Origin of the sequence: Streptomyces sp. NBC_00252, assembly GCF_036187565.1 — a bacterium.
GTDB lineage: Bacteria > Actinomycetota > Actinomycetes > Streptomycetales > Streptomycetaceae > Streptomyces.
Window position 1 is genome coordinate 1,013,841 of record NZ_CP108087.1, and the last position, 16,519, is coordinate 1,030,359.

Annotated in this window: 12 protein-coding genes; 6 read left to right on the top strand and 6 right to left on the bottom strand. The window is 70.2% G+C overall.

What is annotated here, in order from left to right; translation table 11 throughout:
• Positions 1–9 precede the first annotated feature (9 nt).
• The 3 genes from sthA (at position 10) to OHT77_RS04485 (ending at position 4,078) form a co-directional block, all read left to right on the top strand.
• On the top strand, positions 10–1,413 hold the full coding sequence (gene sthA / locus OHT77_RS04475) for a Si-specific NAD(P)(+) transhydrogenase (protein ID WP_328826647.1): 1,404 nt from the start codon (positions 10–12) through the stop codon (positions 1,411–1,413).
• A gap of 222 nt (positions 1,414–1,635) precedes the next feature.
• Positions 1,636–3,108: an APC family permease gene (locus OHT77_RS04480; protein WP_328826648.1), complete on the top strand. Its 1,473-nt coding sequence runs from the start codon at positions 1,636–1,638 to the stop codon at positions 3,106–3,108.
• Positions 3,109–3,118: 10 nt separating this feature from the next.
• Positions 3,119–4,078: a hypothetical protein gene (locus OHT77_RS04485; RefSeq protein ID WP_328826649.1), complete on the top strand. Its 960-nt coding sequence runs from the start codon at positions 3,119–3,121 to the stop codon at positions 4,076–4,078.
• Positions 4,079–4,084: 6 nt separating this feature from the next.
• Here OHT77_RS04485 and OHT77_RS04490 read toward each other — a convergent pair whose 3' ends face one another.
• From OHT77_RS04490 to efeU, 3 genes are all read right to left on the bottom strand, one after another.
• On the bottom strand, positions 4,085–5,245 hold the full coding sequence (locus OHT77_RS04490; RefSeq protein ID WP_328826650.1) for a HoxN/HupN/NixA family nickel/cobalt transporter: 1,161 nt from the start codon (positions 5,243–5,245) through the stop codon (positions 4,085–4,087).
• 147 nt (positions 5,246–5,392) lie between these two features.
• Positions 5,393–6,664: an iron uptake transporter deferrochelatase/peroxidase subunit gene (gene efeB, locus OHT77_RS04495; RefSeq protein WP_328834154.1), complete on the bottom strand. Its 1,272-nt coding sequence runs from the start codon at positions 6,662–6,664 to the stop codon at positions 5,393–5,395.
• A 92-nt stretch (positions 6,665–6,756) separates the two neighbouring features.
• Positions 6,757–8,781, bottom strand: coding sequence for an iron uptake transporter permease EfeU (gene efeU / locus OHT77_RS04500; protein WP_328826651.1), 2,025 nt, complete (start codon positions 8,779–8,781; stop codon positions 6,757–6,759).
• Positions 8,782–9,048: 267 nt separating this feature from the next.
• Here efeU and OHT77_RS04505 point away from each other — a divergent pair, with 267 nt between their 5' ends.
• Positions 9,049–9,654 carry a phosphatase PAP2 family protein gene (locus tag OHT77_RS04505; protein WP_443047921.1) on the top strand — a complete coding sequence of 202 codons (606 nt, stop codon included), beginning with the start codon at positions 9,049–9,051 and terminating at the stop codon, positions 9,652–9,654.
• Positions 9,651–10,337 (top strand): phosphatase PAP2 family protein, encoded by a 687-nt coding sequence (locus OHT77_RS04510; protein ID WP_328826652.1) that lies wholly within the window; start codon positions 9,651–9,653, stop codon positions 10,335–10,337. The genes OHT77_RS04505 and OHT77_RS04510 overlap by 4 nt, the downstream gene beginning before the upstream one ends.
• Positions 10,338–10,880: 543 nt before the next feature.
• Here the strand turns inward: OHT77_RS04510 and prcB are convergent.
• The 3 genes from prcB to OHT77_RS04525 form a co-directional block, all read right to left on the bottom strand.
• Positions 10,881–11,735 (bottom strand): proteasome subunit beta, encoded by an 855-nt coding sequence (gene prcB / locus OHT77_RS04515; protein WP_328826653.1) that lies wholly within the window; start codon positions 11,733–11,735, stop codon positions 10,881–10,883.
• A 72-nt stretch (positions 11,736–11,807) separates the two neighbouring features.
• Positions 11,808–12,755, bottom strand: a complete 948-nt coding sequence (locus tag OHT77_RS04520) for a lysylphosphatidylglycerol synthase transmembrane domain-containing protein (protein WP_328826654.1) — start codon at positions 12,753–12,755, stop codon at positions 11,808–11,810.
• Between the two features lie 88 nt (positions 12,756–12,843).
• Entirely contained in the window at positions 12,844–14,340 is a 1,497-nt protein-coding gene (locus OHT77_RS04525) for a hypothetical protein (protein ID WP_328826655.1), read from the bottom strand.
• An 821-nt stretch (positions 14,341–15,161) separates the two neighbouring features.
• Here OHT77_RS04525 and OHT77_RS04530 point away from each other — a divergent pair.
• Complete coding sequence (locus OHT77_RS04530; RefSeq protein WP_328826656.1) at positions 15,162–16,493, top strand: glycoside hydrolase family 16 protein; 1,332 nt, start codon at positions 15,162–15,164, stop codon at positions 16,491–16,493.
• Positions 16,494–16,519 lie beyond the last annotated feature (26 nt).

Sequence of the window (16,519 nt, forward strand, 5' to 3'; positions counted from 1 at the left end):
ACTCCGGAGGTGCCCGACTTCGACATGCTTGTCATCGGTTCAGGACCGGGTGGCCAGAAGGCCGCCATCGCCGCGGCCAAGCTCGGCCGCCGGGTCGCCGTCGTCGACCGCCCCGACATGGTGGGCGGGGTCTCCATCCACACGGGGACCATCCCGTCCAAGACGCTGCGCGAGGCGGTGCTGTATCTCACCGGCCTCACCCAGCGCGATCTGTACGGCCAGAGCTACCGCCTCAAGGACGACATCACCGTCGGCGACCTCACCGCGCGCACGCAGCACGTGGTCAGCCGTGAAGTCGACGTCATCCGCAACCAGTTGTCCCGCAACCAGGTCTCCCTGTTCGCCGGCACGGGCCGCTTCGTCGACCCGCACACCGTCGCGCTGACCGAAGTTACCGGCCACGAACGGCTGTTGACCGCGGAGCACATCGTCATCGCCACCGGCACCCGCCCCGCGCGCCCGGACACCGTCGAGTTCGACGGGCAGACCATCATGGACTCGGACAACGTCCTGGACCTGCCCAAGGTCCCGCGGTCCATGGTCATCGTCGGCGCGGGCGTGATCGGCATGGAGTACGCCTCCATGTTCGCGGCGCTCGGCAGCAAGATCACCGTGGTGGAGAAACGCGCCGGGATGCTCGACTTCTGCGACCTGGAGGTCATCGAGTCGCTCAAGTACCACCTGCGGGACCTCGCCGTCACCTTCCGCTTCGGCGAGACCGTGGCCGCCGTCGAGCGGCACGCCAACGGCACGCTGACCGTGCTGGAGAGCGGCAAGAAGATCCCGGCCGACGCCGTGATGTACTCCGCGGGCCGGCAGGGTCTCACCGACGAACTCGACCTGGACAAGGCCGGGTTGTCCGCCGACCGGCGCGGCCGGATCGACGTCGACGAGAACTTCCGTACGGCCGTGCCGCACATCTACGCCGTCGGTGACGTCATCGGCTTCCCGGCCCTCGCGGCGACCTCGATGGAACAGGGCCGTACGGCGGCGTACCACGCCTGCGGCGAGCCGGTGCACCGGATCGACGACCGGCAGCCGATCGGGATCTACACCATCCCGGAGATCAGTTTCATCGGGAAGACGGAGGACCAGCTCACCGAGGAGTGCGTGCCGTTCGAGGTCGGGATCTCCCGCTACCGCGAGCTCGCGCGCGGCCAGATCATCGGTGACTCGCACGGCATGCTGAAGCTGCTGGTCTCCCCCACGGACCGGACCCTGCTCGGCGTGCACTGCTTCGGCACCGGCGCGACGGAACTCATTCACATCGGCCAGTCGGTGATGGGTTGCGGCGGCACGGTCGACTATCTCGTCGACGCGGTCTTCAACTACCCGACTCTCGCTGAGTCCTACAAGGTCGCCGCCCTCGACGCGACGAACAAACTGCGGCAGATCGACCGACTCGGCGACTGACCGTTCACAGGAGATTACTGGCTGGTCAATCTTGAAAGGTCAAGAGGTAGGGCTATCATCACACCCACACACGGTGTGACCGTCCGCCGACGCAGCGGTTAAACGGGTATCCACCTTCCCTTTGTTGTTCCGACCGGTCACTGACCCGAGGCCATCCCTCTCCGGGTCCGGGGCCGGTCCGCTCAACCCCCCACGTCGTGCAAGACGGAAAGCAGCGCATCCATGAGCAACAACAGGGGCAGAGGGCTGCAGGCCAATGCCCTCGGTACGTTCGACACCGTGGTGATGGCCGTGGCGGGCAGCGCCCCGGCGTACTCGCTGGCCGCGACCACCGCGGTCCTGGTCGGCGCGGTGGGGCTGGCCAGTCCGGCGGCCCTCCTCTACTGCGCGATACCGATGCTGGGCATCGCGCTCGCCTTCAGCTATCTCGGCCGTATCGACGTGAACGCGGGGGCGAGTTACTCCTGGGTGGGCCGCACCCTGCACCCCTTTCTCGGCTTCATCAGCGGCTGGGCCCTGGTGGTCTCCGCGACCATCTTCATGATCGCCGGGTCACTGCCCGCCGGTTCGATGACGCTGTCCCTCTTCGATCAGAGCCTCGCGGACGACACGGCGTTGTCGACGGTGGTCGGCGCCGCGTGGTTCGTCCTCATGCTGCTGGTGGTGCTGGGCGGGGCCCGGCTCACCGTCCGCGCCCAACTGATCATGTCCGGCGTGGAGTTGGGGATCCTGGCGCTGTTCGCCGTGTTCGCCGTCGTCCACACCGGCAACGCCCGCGCCTTCGACTGGTCCTGGCTGGGCTTCAGTCACTTCGACGGGGTGTCCGGTTTCGCGTCGGGCGCGCTCATCGCCGCGTTCTACTACTGGGGCTGGGACGTCACCAGCAACCTCAGCGAGGAGACCCGCAACAGCCGTCGTACGACCGGACTCGCGGGCCTGATCGGCGTCGGCATCGTCTTCCTGCTCTTCGAGGTGTTCACCATCGCGGTGAACATCATCCTCACCTCTCGGCAGATCGAGAGCAACGACGCCAATGTGCTGGCCGTCCTCGGCGACGAGATCTGGCCGGGCTGGGGCGGCAAGCTGCTGATCGTGTCGGTGATGCTGTCCACCATCGCCACCCTGGAGACGACCCTCATCCAGGTCACGCGCTCGCTGTTCGCGATGGGCCGCGACCGCACGATGCCGGCCGCGCTCGGCCGGGTGCACCGCACGTGGAACACGCCCTGGGTCGCGATCACCGTGGTCGGCGGGGTGGCGCTGGCGATGTTCATCGCCTCGAACGCGCTCGGTTCGGTGGGCGAGATCCTCTCCGACGCGATCTCGGCGATCGGTCTGCAGATCGCCGTGTACTACGGCCTGGCGGGTCTCGCGGTCGTCGTCGCCTACCGCAAGATGCTGTTCAAGTCCGCGGCGAACTTCCTCTTCGGCGGGGTGTGGCCGCTGTTCGGCGCGCTGTTCATGTTCTGGATCTTCGTCGAGTCACTGGGCGACCTGAGCGACGCGGCGATCGCCATCGGCATCGGCGGCCTGGCCGTGGGGCTGATCCCGATGCTCTGGTACTGGAAGCGGGGCAGCGACTACTACCGGTCCTCGCGCCTCGACGCGACGCACACCGTCGAGACGGACTACGTCCCCGACGACTTCGTGCCCGAACAGTCCCGGGTCCATCAGGGTCTCCCGACAGATTTCTGAGGGGCACCCGATGGCGCGAGACCGTTTCACCCCCGACTTCGACCCCGACTGCGGGGACGCGCCCCTCAGTTCGACCCGCCACGACATCGTCATCGGCCGCTGGCAGGGCCTGCGGGACCTGCTGCGCAACACCGGCGCGCACTGGCTCCCCCGGGGCCACCGGGTGCGGACACTCGCCCAGGCCTGCGCGAGCAGTTCGACCGTCGAGTCATGGCTCGCCGCCGAGCCGCACAGCGCCGACGCGCTCACCCTGCGGGCGGCGACGGAGACGGCGCGGGCGTTCAACGTGGCCATCGCGGCGGGCCGGGGTGTGCCGATCGACCGCAACCGCATCGACTCGGCCGTGATGGCCTGCCTCCAGGCCTCGGAGTCGTACCCGGACGACCCCACCCCGTGGATCTCCCTGATCTCCGTCGCCCGCCTCTATCCGTCGGGCGTACGACGCCAGGAACTCGCCCGCTGGTGGGACGAGTTGCACCGGCGCGACCCGTACAGCGTCGAGGGCCATCTCCAGGTCCTGCACTACTACTCGTCCCGCTGGCACGGCAGTCACGGCCTGATGTACGACTTCGCCCGCGACGCGGCGGGCGTCGCACCGGCCGGCTGCACCCTGCCGGTCCTGGTGCAGTACGCCCGCGTCGAGGAGTACCGCTACGCCCTCGACGCCGCGCAGGGCCGGCAGGCGGCGGTCGGCCTCGGCCAGCACTGGACCCACGACGGCGCCGTCAGCGACGTCCGCCGCACCTGGCAACGCTGGATCGCGGCCCGCGAGGACGGGCCCGTCCCACCCGGCGAACTCCGCGACCTCAACTACCTCGCCCACGCCGCGTGTTACGCGGGCACGACGGACATCTCGGCGGCGGTGCTGGGCATGATGGGACGCCGGGCGACCCCCACTCCGTGGTCGTACACGGGGGACGCGGAGAAGCAGATCGTGAAGTGGCGGAAGGATCTGGGGGTGCGGGCCTGACGGACCTTATTCGGCGGGCTGTTCCGCCGTCTGAGCCAGGCCGGCTGTCCACTTGGCCTCGATGCGGCCGAACTTCCAGACCAGCAGGGCGATGATCCAGGTGGCGAAGAAGAGGCCGACGATGACGAAGCCGATGATGTTGAGGTCGAGGCCCGCGACCCAGTCCCAGAAGAAGCCGTGGAGGTCGAGCTTCTCGGCGAAGAGGCCCAGGAGTTCGACCGTGCCGATGATCAGGGCGACGGCGACGGAGAGGCCGGTGATCGTGAGGTTGTAGTAGACCTTGCGGACCGGCTTGGAGAAGGCCCAGCCGTAGGCGAAGTTCATGAACGTGCCGTCGATCGTGTCGAGCAGCGACATACCGGCGGCGAACAGGACCGGCAGGCACAGGATCGCGTACCAGGGCAGCCCGGACGCGGCGCCCGAGCCTGCCAGCACCAGCAGCGCGATCTCCGTCGCCGTGTCGAAGCCGAGGCCGAACAGCAGGCCCAGCGGGTACATCTGCCAGGACTTGGTGATCGACTTCATGAAGCGGCCGAGGATGCGGTTCATGAAGCCGCGGTTGTTGAGCTGTTCCTCCAGCGCGGCCTCGTCGTAGTGCCCGGAGCGCATCCCGCGGAACACCTTCCAGATCCCGGCGAGGATGACGAGGTTGATGCCGGCGATGACGTAGAGGAAGGTGCCCGAGACGGTCGTACCGATGAGACCGGTGACGTCGTGGAGCTGGGAGTTGTCGTCGCGCACCGGGTTGGCGAGGGCCTTGACACCGAGGGAGAGCAGGAGGGTCAGGCCGAAGACGACGCTGGAGTGGCCCAGCGAGAACCAGAAGCCCACCGACAGCGGGCGCTTGCCCTCGCTCATCAGCTTGCGGGTCGTGTTGTCGATCGCCGCGATGTGGTCCGCGTCGAACGCGTGCCGCATGCCGAGCGTGTACGCGGTCACGCCCATGCCGATGCCGAAGGACTTCTCACCGACGCTGTAGTGCCCCGGCGCGACGATCCACACGAGCGTGAACCAGCCGATCACGTGCAACCCCAGCACGAACGCGGCCATCCCGCCGACCCGGGTCCACTCCTGCCGCGTCATGGACGTACGGACGCGGTACCAGAGCGAGGGCTTCGCGCCGGCCGTGGCGGGGAGGGTCGACGTGGATTCTGGGGCGGCCGTCATCTAGGAGGGTCTTTCTTCCGGGTACGGGTGTGGCTGCGCGGTTGCTGCGAGCAACCTCGTGCCATCCTCCCGTACCTGCAACCCATTCGCAGTAACGGTCAGTAAAGTCCACGGCAGGTCTTGCCCAAAGGAGGGGAAAATGACTGGTCAGACGGCCATCATTCCCTGGCCGAGCCAGTCCTTGGCGTCCTTCACGCCGGGCAGCGCGTAGAAGTAGCCGCCGCCCGTCGGGGAGATGTAGTCGACGAGGGGTTCGTCGATCAACCTGGTCTGGGTCGCTTCAAACTGTCGGCGTACGTCCTGCTGGTAGCAGCAGAAGACCAGACCCATGTCGAGATTGCCCACGGCGTCGATGCCCCGGTCGTAGTTGTAGCCGCGGCGCAGGATCCGCGAGGTGTCGGTGGCGGCGGTGCGCGGGTTGGCGAGGCGTATGTGGGCGTCGAGCGGGATCGCCGTGCCCTTGGGGTCCTTCGCGTAGTGCGGGATGTCCGTCTCCTTGGCGCCGTCCAGCGGAGCGCCGGTGTCCTTGCGGCGGCCGAACATCAGCTCCTGCTCGCTCAGCGAGACCCGGTCCCAGAACTCGACGAGCATGCGGATGATCCGGATCACCTGGTAGCTGCCGCCGCTCGCCCAGGCCGGCTCGCCCTGTCCGTCGCCGACCCAGATCAGCCGGTCGGTCTCGCGGGCGGACGTCACATCCGGGTTGGCGATGCCGTCCTTGAAGCCGAGCAGATTGCGCTGGGTGCCGGTGGGGCGCGGGGTGTTCTGGAAGCCGTCGATGCGCCACTTGATCTGCATGCCGCCGCGGGTGTGCCGGGCGATGTCGCGCAGCGCGTGCAGCACCGTGTCCTGGCGGGCGCCGCACAGCTGGAGCGAGAGGTCGCCGTGGCACTCGGCGGCGCGCAGGTTGTCGTTCGGGAACGTCTTCATCGGGGTCAGCCGACTCGGCTTCGCCTTCGCGAGTCCGTAGCGGTCGTCGAAGAGGGACGCGCCCACACCGAGGGTGACCGTGAGGGCGTCGGCGGGTACGTCCGGTCCGAGGATGCCGTTGTCCGCGGGCGGCGCCCCGACGCCGAGGTCGGCGGGAGTGCCGCCGGAGGTGAGGAGGCGGGCGCGTTCGGTGATCGTGCGCAGCAGGTCGGTCAGTTCGGCCCGGTTGTCGGCGATGACGTCGAGGGAGACGAAGGTCGCGGCGGCCGGGGCGGGGGTGAGGATGCCGGCCTGATGGGTGCCGTGGAAGGGCACCTTGCCGGTGTCCGTCGTGTCCGCCGCCTGCGCCCGCCCGCTGCCACCGGTCTCGGCGAGCGCGAACGCGCCACCCGCAAGCACCGCCCCGGCGGCCCCGGCACCGAGCGCCGTCCGCACGAAGGAACGGCGACCGGCCCCGGCGGGACAGCGAGGGGTTTCGGCGGACGGCATGGGCGGGGTCCCTTCACTGCGGGGGTTCTGGGTGGGGAGGTTGATGTGAGGGCCGGGCGTGCGGTCGGCACCCTGCGTGTCCTCGGTGCTCATCAGGCCGACTTCCTGATCTCCAGCAGGTCCGGCACCGGCGCCAGGGCCTCCAGCAACTGCCCGGTCGCGCCGTCGAGTCGGGCCTTCGCCGTGCCGTCCAGTTGCTCGACCGGTGTCCAACTCCCGCCCTGGTGCGCCGAGTCGAGCAGCTTCTGCAGCCGGGCGATGTCCGCGTCGACGCCGGGGAGCAGCTGCGGGGACTCCTTGGTCAGGAGCGGCTTGAGTACGGTGAGCAGCTCGCGCGTGCCCGCGAGGTTGCTGTCGACGGTCGCGAGGTTGGTGCCGCTGCCCTCGTCGGTGTCGCCGGTCAGCTCGAACTGCAGGGCGTTCTCCAGGATTTCGTGGGCCCGCAGCGGCAGGTCACCGGGGTCGAAGTCCTGGGTGGGGAACGCCGTGCGCAACCCCACGACAGCGGCGGCGAGTTGCTGCGCGGGCTCCTTCAACTCGCCCGCGGACTGCCCGTGCCACAGCCCGTACTCGATGCGGTGGAACCCTGCGAAGTCCTTGTCCTGGACTCCCCCGGCCAGCCCGTCGGCCCGGCCGTTGATCTTCTGGTCGAAGTCCTCGAAGGTGCCGTAGGCCGCGCCGAGCGAGGAGTAGGTGCGGTGCGCGGTGAGCCAGTCGGTGCGTGCCTTGGCGAGGTGGTTGCCGGAGATGTCGTCGCTGAGCTGCCGGGTCTGGGTGACGAGCGTGGCCAGGCCCTGGTCGACGTACGCCTTGTAGGCCTTCAGGGGTGCGGCGAGGTCGTTCTCGGAGACGGGGACGACCGCCCTCACCGCGCCTGCCCCACCGCTGACGTGGACAGTCGCGGAGGTGACGGCCTTCGCTCCGGTGGGCACGCAGCGCCAGGCGTACGAGCCGCCCGCGACGGTGGCGACGAGGTCCCGGGTGGTGCCGGGAGCCAGGCCCTCGACCTCGCCGTAGACCGCGCTGGTCGCCGGGTCGATGAGGTACACCTCGGCGGTCTTGTCGCCGGTGTTGTGCATCTGGAAGGCCTGCCGGCCGGTGTCGGGCGCGGTGAAGCCCTTGCCGCACTCCGTCTCGGAGACGGCCACGGTCTCCGAACTCGCGGGCTTGGGGCGGGAGACGGCGACGACGAGACCGGCCACGACGGCGGGTACGGCGACCACTGCGACCGGCAGCACCCAGACGGGACGGCGGCGCGGGGCCGGTACGGGTTCGTGTGTCTCGGGGGCGGCGGGCGCGGCCGGTTCGGCCTTCACCCCGCGCACGAACAGGGGCATCACGACGGCGAGGTAGCCGACGTAGGCCACCACTTGGAGCCAGGTCATCGTGGGCATCAGGTTGAGGACGCCCTGGACGAGGGTGCTGTACCAGGAGCCCGCGTCGACGCTGCCGCTGAGGTCGAAGGCGTAGGCGGCCTGCCCCGGGAGGACGCCGCCCTCCTGGAGGTCGCGCAGGCCGTAGCCGAGGACGCCGGCCGCGATGACGATGAGGACGGCGCCGGTGGCGGTGAAGAACTTCGTGAGGTTGATCCTGAGGACCCGGCGGTACAGGCCCCAGCAGAGGGCCGCCGCGAGGACGAGGCCGATGGCGGCGCCGGTCAGGGGGCCGGAGGACTCGCCGGCCGCGCGGGCGGTGGTCCACAGGAACAGGGCCGTCTCCAGGCCCTCGCGGCCCACCGCGAGGAACGAGGTGAGCATCAGCATGCCCGCGCCCATGGTGAGCGCGCCGGTCACCTTCTCCTTGATCTCGCCGGAGAAGGTGCGGGCCGAACGGCGCATCCAGAAGACCATCGCGGTGACGAAGGCGACGGCGATCACGCTGAGGACGCCACCGAAGGCCTCCTGAGCGGTGGCGGAGAGGTTCGCCGCGGTGAAGGTGAGGACGGCGCCGAAGCTCATCGCGAGGGCGATCGCGGCGAGGACGCCCGTCCACACCTGCGGCAGGCGGGACTTGGCGTCGGCGCGGACGAGGGTGGCGATCAGGATCGAGACGATGAGTCCCGCCTCGAGCCCCTCCCGCAGCCCGATCAGAAAACTCGGAAACGCGTCGTCCCACATCGGGTGCGACCCCTCCTGGTTAGTGCAGGCATGCCTTACTTCGCGGACCATCATGACTACATGCGTGTAGTCGATCAGTCATGAAGTGGCAACGACCGGGCAAAACCACGGAACTTTCCCCTCACGCCCATCGTCTACAGTTGAGTAGACCGTCTACAGATTTGTAGTCACACTGGCGAAGGGGTTCACGACGATGACCGCACTCTTGGACCCGGCGCCCCTGCTCGTCGCGGCGGCGGTGGGCGCGCTCGGCGAGGAGGTGTGCGGATGATCCTCGTCGCCTTCCAGGGATCGTCGATCGACGGCGAGGCCTATACGGATGTGGTCGACTCGGCCCACCACGCGCCCGGTTGGTTCGACAGCGCGGTGTCGGTGTGGTCGACGTACGGGCTCGCCGTGTTCGCCGTGCTGATGGTCGTGGGCTGGTGGCGGGCGCGCCGGGTCGGCGCGGAGGCGGCGATGACGGCGCTGGCCGTGCCGGTCGTCGTGGTCGCCGCGTTCGGCATCGACTCGCTGCTCAAGTCCGCGGTGCGGGAGAGCAGGCCGTGCCAGAGTCTGCGGGTGGTGACGCTCGAGGCGTGTCCGGCGCAGGGCGACTGGTCCTTCCCCAGCAACCACGCGACGATCGCCGCGGCGGCCGCGGTCGCCCTGTTCTTCGTCTCCCGCCGCCTCGGCGCGGTCGCCGCCGTGGCCGCGCTCGCGATGGCGCTCTCCCGGGTCTGGGTCGGGGTCCACTATCCGCACGACGTCGTCGCGGGTGTGGCGGTCGGCGCGCTGCTGGCGTTCGGCGCGATGGCGCTGCTGAGACGGCGGCCGGAATCCCTGGCCCGGCGGATCACGGCCGGCCGGCTTCGACCCCTGCTGGTGTCATGAAACGCAAGGACATCTCCGAGCTGGCGGGCAGCGCGGGCCTCGGTGCCTGGACCGCGTTCGGCGTGCTGGCCATGGTCGTGATCGGACACGACGGCGCCCCGCTGTTCGGGGACGAGGACGCCCTGTCCTGGTCCGTCGCCCACCGCCCGGACATCGCGCCGGCGCTGGCCCGGGGACTGACCGCGACCGGCACGGGCGTCGTCCCGTACGCGCTGGTGATCCTCGCCGCCCTCCTCACCGGCCGCACCACACGCCAACGCGTCCTCGCCGCGACCCTGGCCCCCGCCTGCCTCGCCACCGGCCAGGCCCTGCGCTACGGCGTGATGTCCCTGATCGCGCGCCCGCGCCCGGCACTGAGCAACTGGGCGGGGACCGCGTCGGGTTGGTCCTTCCCCTCCGGCCACACCACCACGGCGGCGCTCACCGCCGGGCTGGTGATCCTCGCGATATGCGTGCGCTCCCCGCACGGAAGAACCCCGCTCTGCCTGGCCGTCGGCTGCTGGGGCGTCCTGGTCGGACTGACCCGGGTCTATCTGGGCGTGCACTGGTTCACGGACATCATCGGCGGCTGGCTGTTCGCCATCGGCTGGCTCGGCGTGTGCCTGTGCGCGGCGGCCTGGTGGGTACCGACACGACTGATATCCGAGGCGGCCGAACTGCCTGGGGAACGGGCCCAGTTGTAGCCGCGCTCAAGCGGGGACGGCGACCGATGACAGGCATGCTGACGGGAAGGCGGCCGGCCGCCGGCACAGGGCGGCCCTCGTTGACCAGCCGCACCCGCGAGCGCAGAAAGCCCGCGTCGGCGGCCGTCTCCAGGGTGACCTCGGCGAGCAGTCCGGTCACGGGGTCCGTGAGCCTGATCGTCGTACGGTCGCTGTCCCCGTCTCGCACGGTCTCGTGGTCGCGATAGGTCAGACGGTCACCGATGACCGTCTCGACGAAGCGTTCCCCCGACCACATGCGCCCGTGCCCCGTGGCGGTGACCTCGACGAGCGGCACCAGGCTGCCCCGGTCCCGGCCGGGCTCGCCCAGCCGGACCGCTCCGGCGGCATCGACGACGGCGTGCAGCCCGAGCGCCGGATGCGACCAGATGCGGGACCCCTCGACTGTTCCTATGACACCGGCCAACGCGGTTCCCCTTCTGGGACGGTCCGAAAGACGAAATCCCCAGGTCCTACGGCAACCCGGCCCCCGTCCGCTGACCGAGCCGCGGCCACCCGTGCCGCTCAGGGTGCGACGGTCGGACCGTCCGGGTGGCTGCTGCGGTGTTCGACCATCTCCCGGGTCAGGGCCTCGGTCTCCGGCTCCGGGAGCCGTTCGAAACCGTCCTCGGTGATGACCGAAACGATGGGAAAGATACGGCGGTTGATGTCGGGGCCGCCGGTGGCCGAGTCGTCGTCGGCCGCGTCGTACAGCGCCTGCAGCGCGGTCAGGGCCGCGTCGCGCCGGGTCATGCCCCGGTGGAACAGCTTCTTCAGGGCGCCTCTCGCGTACGGGGAGCCGGAGCCCTCGGCGTGGAAGTCCGGCTTCTCGTAGGTGCCGCCGACGACGTCGAAGGTGAAGATGCGGCCCTTGGCGCCCTCGGGTGCCGCGGGGTCGTAGCCGACGAGGAGCGGTACGACGGCGAGGCCCTGCATGGCCTGGCCGAGGTTCTGGCGGAGCAGGCCCGCGAGGCGGGTGGCCTTCGCGTTGAGGGTCATCGGGATGCCCTCGATCTTCTCGAAGTGCGTCAGCTCGACCTGGTACAGCTTCACCATGTCGACGGCCAGCCCGACCGTCCCGGCGAACGCGACCGCGGTGTAGTCGTCAGCGGGGTGCACCTTCTCCAGGTCACGTTGGGCGATGACGTTGCCCATGGTGGCCCTGCGGTCGCCAGCGATCAGTACGCCGTCGCGGTAGGTGAGCGCCAACACCGTGGTGCCGTGCGGGAATTGGTCGACTCCGGCGCGGACCCCGCCCGGGAAGGGGCGGCGGGTGGGCAGCAGTGCGGGCCGGTGACCGGCGAGGAACTCGGTGAAGGACGAGATGCCGGGGGTGAAGAACTCGTCCGGCAGTCGGCCACTGTTGTCGTTCTCCGCCATGCAACTCCCCCTGGCCCGTGGACAGATATCGGAGTCCTACCTGAACCCGTCGCGCGGGAAACGCGGTTGAGGTCAGAGCGACTTGCGCCGGACCAGCATCCCGAGCACCAGCAGGCCCGGGATCAGCGGCAGCCACACGGTCAGCAGCCGGTACCCGATGACGACGGAAGCGGCGGCGGACGCCGTGGTCCCCGACTCGGTGAGCGCGAAGACCAGGGCGGCGTCGAGCGACCCGATGCCGCCCGGCGTGGGCAAGAGGGCGGCGGCGCTGCTGGCGGCGAGGTACAGGAGTGCCACCCGGGCCGGGGACAGCGGGAGCTCGATGGCCTGCGTGACGCAGATCAGCACCAGGGAGTGCAGCGCGGCGAAGGCGAGCGAGCCGCCCCACAGGGCGACGGCCCGGTGCGGCCGGGCGTGCACGGCCCGGATGTCGGCCAGTACGGTGCCGAGCGCGCGCCGGCACCGGGGCCACAGCGGGCAGTTGAGCAGCACGGTCACGAGCACGACGATCGCGAGGACGGCGCCCACCACGCCCAGGGAGACGGGCGGGAGGCGCAGCACACCGGGACAGACCGCGGCGAGAACACCGATGAGCACGATCCGGACGACCACACCGGCGGTCGCCTTGACGGCGAGGGCACTGGCCGAGCGGCCGACCGGCAGCCCGCAGCGCATGAGGAAGCGCAGGTTGACGGCACCGGCGCCTAGGCCTGCGGGCAGTACGTGGTTGGCGGCCGACGCGGCGAGCTGCGCGGCCACCAGCCGTCGACCGGGCAGCCGTTGGGGCACCGCTCCCTGCTGGGCGAGCGCCGACGACACCCATGTCCCGAGCGCGGCGGTCGCCGCCACCAGCATCCATCCCTGGTCGGCACCGGCCAGCCGCCCGGCGCCGCTCGCGAGAACGGACCAGTGCCGCCGCACCAGACAAACGACGGTCACGAGGACGGCGAGCGTCAACGCGGCCTGCCAGTAGGCGCGTTTGCGGGTGGTCGTGGGGGTGAGGGCGGGCGGGGCCGTCATGCGCGACCGCCGTTCGCCGGGGCGGGGGCGATGCCGTAGCGGCTGAGGTGTCCGCGCGTCGGTGTCGGGACAGTGGTGGATCCTGCCGTCATCCGGCGTCACCGCCCTTCGTGGCCGGGGCGATGCGGAGGTCCAGGCCGCCGTAGCGGTGGGCGGGCCAGTCGTGGGCGTAGGCGGGCGGGCGGCTGCCGACCGGGGTGATGTCGGCGACGGGCATGCGGTGGGCCGTGCGGTCGAGGGCGGTCCGGGACGTGTTGGCGTTGTGGCCGCCGGTGGCGGCGGAGGCGCAGCCTGTGTAGAAGGCGATCGGGATGGCGTCCTGGCCGGTGAGCAGACAGGGTCTGGTCACGCCGAGGCGGTGGAGTTCGGCGGCGGTGCGGGACCAGTCGCGGTGCTGAGCGTTCGTACGGCTCACCGTGCGTTCCAGGACGGCGAGTTGGACCGCCAGATGCCCGGCGAGGCCCACCACGAGCAGGGTCACGGCGACCCGGCGCCATGCCCCGGTCGGCGCGGTGACCAGGTGGATCAGGCCGTCGGCGACCGGGATCGCCACCAGCGCGTAGGCGGGCAGGAGGAAGCGCGGAGCCGCGTAGCCGATCATGAACAGGTACGGGAAGGCCGCCGTCGCGGCACACGCGAGCGGAACGAGGGTGGCCGCCGTACGCCGTGCGCGGACCGCCACGACGAGGCCGACGACCGCGAGCACGGGGAGCACGAGCCACCACACGCCGACCGCCGGGTTGGGCATCGCCCCCGTGCACGGGCGGCACAGCGCGCGTCCGCCGAGGCTGCGCAGCTGGTCGGCGACCGCGACATGCCAGCCCAGTCCGCCCTCGATCGCCGAGGCCGCGTGCAGCCGCTCGGTCAGGCCGCCGTAACTGACGTAGGCCTCGATCACCCACTCCACGGCGCCGGACGCGAGCCCGGCGAGGAGGGCGACCAGGAGGCGCCGGTGACGGACGGACAGGGCGAGGACGAGCAGGGGCAGCGTCACCCAGACCGCGTCGGTCGGCCGCATCCACGCCATCAGGGACGCGCTCGCCCCGAGGCCCCACAGCGCGGCCCGGTCGGAACGGTCGGCCCAGGCGCGCAGACAGCAGCCGGTCGCGGCCAGCGCGCCGACGGCGACCCAGTAGTTGGGCATGGCCTGCGGGCCGTAGAGGAGGGTCACCCAGAGGGACGCGAACAGGGCGCCCGCCAGGGCGAGGACGCGGACGGGGAACAGGCCGCGCCATGCGCGGAGGGCGAGGTACAGGGCCAGGCCCGCGAGGACGGCGAGGTAGACGCGCAGGAGCGGGGTGGACGAGGACCAGGAGGTGATGGGCGCGACCAGGAGGGAGATGCCTCGGGCGCGGGGTGCGCTGAAGAAGGCGGCGGGGGCGTGCGCGCTGAGCTGGCTGACGTAGACCGTCTCGTCCCAGCCGAGGCCCAATCCGGGGCGTACGAGCACCAGTTGGGCGAGTGTGAAGGCTCCGGCGACCGCCGCGAGGGGTCCCGCGCCGCGCGGGGACTCCGATCGGCGGGACGCGGTCGGCGGTCCGATCCGTCGCGTCCCGGCGAGTGTGGCGTACGCACTGCCGGACATCTGCCCACCCCTCCCCCTACAGTTTGTAGGGTTTCCAGCACCCTACAGCTCGTAGTAGCAGTGAAGTCGGGAGCCTGTGGAAACACGGACAAATTACCGCGCGACGGGCGTGACCGGTGGCTCTGATTCAGCCAAGCGAATGACGGACCCCGTCGGCGGCGACCCGTTCGCGGCGTGGCTTGCCGGCTCCCGTCGGGCTCCGCACCTCCTCGGCACCTTCGACTCCTGAAGCCGCTGCGCGAGGTCCGCGGGCGCCATCGAAGGTCGTCGCCCGGACGACCGGACCGCCCCTCCGGCGCTGTCGGCACAGAACCGCAGTTCAACGGGACGGGGTCGCGCTCGACCGATCGCCGGAGAGCGCTCCACGGTTCGGCGGAGCTTGGTTCGGACCAGTTCCGGGGCTCCAAAGAGCGTCGTCAGTAGTTCTGCTTTTCAACGGATCACGTTGAAGCCATTGACGCACGAAGGGCCGCGCCGGACACTCCTGCATTGAAACGGCGATCCCTGCCCGGTGAGCAGCCAACTCAGGCCGGTACCGGACGAGATGACGGATCGTCCGTGTTCAGCCGCGCGCACCGGGATCCACCGTGCTGCGGCGGCGTCGACACAGAGGAGGACAGCGCACACCGCGAAACCATGATCCCTCTGAGAGCGCTCTCAAAAGCATCAGCAGACCGTGCCGACAGGACCCGCTGACGCCAACACCCGCATGTTCCGGGGCAGTTGACCCGACGGCGGAGACGACCTGATCCCCAGCCCCACCAGGAGCCAGGCCCCTGCAGCACTCCCCACCCGCACGCTTGACAGGGAGAACCACCACGATGACAACCTCCCCACCGCCTGCCATCGCGCCGGCCGGCCGACAGAGAACCGTCCCCCTCGTTCTGGGCAGCGCCCTGCTGCTGCTCATCGGTGCTCTCGCGGGGCTGATCGGCACCAGCGGCAGCGCCTCGGCCGCCGTACCGGGCGCTCCGACCGGCTGGACCACCGTCTTCTCCGACGACTTCAACGGCTCGTCCGGCAGCGCGCTGAACCGGGCCAACTGGCTGTACGACCTGGGCACCGGCTACGCGGGCGGTGCCGCCAACTGGGGCACGGGCGAGATCGAATCGGCCACAGACTCCACGAACAACGTCTACCAGGACGGCCAGGGGCACCTGGTCATCAAGGCGATCCGGGACGGGTCGGGCCACTGGACCTCGGGGCGCATCGAGACCCAGCGCACCGACTTCGCCGCCCCGGCCGGCGGACAGCTGGAGATGAGCGCGTCCATCCTGCAGCCCAACCCGCAGAGCGGACTGGGCTATTGGCCCGCGTTCTGGGCGATGGGCGGAGCGGCCCGGCCGGTCGGCGCGACGAACTGGCCGAGCATCGGCGAGTACGACATCATGGAGGACGTCAACGCGCTGAGCCAGCACTCCACCACCTTCCACTGCGGTGTGTGGGCGGGCGAGTGCCATGACCCCGACGGCATCACCAGCAACCTCCAGCCGTGCGGGGGCTGCCAGACCGGCTACCACACGTACTCCGCGATCATCGACCGCACGAACACCTCCGCGGAGCAGCTGCGCTTCTACCTCGACGGCAATCTGACCTTCACCGTCAACGAGAACCAGGTGTCCGTCGGGACCTGGCAGGCGGCCATCGACCACGGGTTCATGGCCATCTTCGACCTGGCGATCGCCGGTTCCTATCCCGACAAGGTCTGCGGCTGCAGCTCGGCCGCGCAGGCGGGCAGCATCACTTCGGGTGCCGCGATGAGCGTCGACTGGTTCGCCGTCTACCAGCAGAACCCGGGCGGCAGCACCACCGGCGGCACGACGACCGGCGGCACCACCGGCAGTACGACGGGTGGCACCACGACGGGCGGCACCACCGGCGGGACCACGACGACGCCGGACTACACCGCCGGGGTGACGCGGGTGAGCGCCAATCAGGCGCAGATCACGTTCACTCCGACCACACCCGCGACGTACGTCGACGTGCACTACCTCGTCAACGGCGCCAACCAGCAGAACGTCCGGATGACCAACAGCGGCGGCACCTGGACCCAGAACGTCACCATCGCCACCGGCTCCACCCTGACCTACTGGTTCACCTACGAGAAGAACGGACCCCAGTACGACAGTCCGCACTACACCTACACCCAGTGAGCCTCCCGGGCTGGTCCGACAGGACC

Bases quoted from the DNA above. Each gene is read 5' to 3' on its own strand.
- OHT77_RS04480 (WP_328826648.1), top strand. From the start codon at position 1,636: ATGAGCAACAACAGGGGCAGAGGGCTGCAGGCCAATGCCCTCGGTACG.
- OHT77_RS04485 (WP_328826649.1), top strand. From the start codon at position 3,119: ATGGCGCGAGACCGTTTCACCCCCGACTTCGACCCCGACTGCGGGGAC.
- OHT77_RS04490 (WP_328826650.1), bottom strand. From the start codon at position 5,245: ATGACGGCCGCCCCAGAATCCACGTCGACCCTCCCCGCCACGGCCGGC.
- efeB (WP_328834154.1), bottom strand. From the start codon at position 6,664: ATGCCGTCCGCCGAAACCCCTCGCTGTCCCGCCGGGGCCGGTCGCCGT.
- efeU (WP_328826651.1), bottom strand. From the start codon at position 8,781: ATGTGGGACGACGCGTTTCCGAGTTTTCTGATCGGGCTGCGGGAGGGG.
- OHT77_RS04505 (WP_443047921.1), top strand. From the start codon at position 9,049: ATGATCCTCGTCGCCTTCCAGGGATCGTCGATCGACGGCGAGGCCTAT.
- OHT77_RS04510 (WP_328826652.1), top strand. From the start codon at position 9,651: ATGAAACGCAAGGACATCTCCGAGCTGGCGGGCAGCGCGGGCCTCGGT.
- prcB (WP_328826653.1), bottom strand. From the start codon at position 11,735: ATGGCGGAGAACGACAACAGTGGCCGACTGCCGGACGAGTTCTTCACC.
- OHT77_RS04520 (WP_328826654.1), bottom strand. From the start codon at position 12,755: ATGACGGCCCCGCCCGCCCTCACCCCCACGACCACCCGCAAACGCGCC.
- OHT77_RS04525 (WP_328826655.1), bottom strand. From the start codon at position 14,340: ATGTCCGGCAGTGCGTACGCCACACTCGCCGGGACGCGACGGATCGGA.
- OHT77_RS04530 (WP_328826656.1), top strand. From the start codon at position 15,162: ATGACAACCTCCCCACCGCCTGCCATCGCGCCGGCCGGCCGACAGAGA.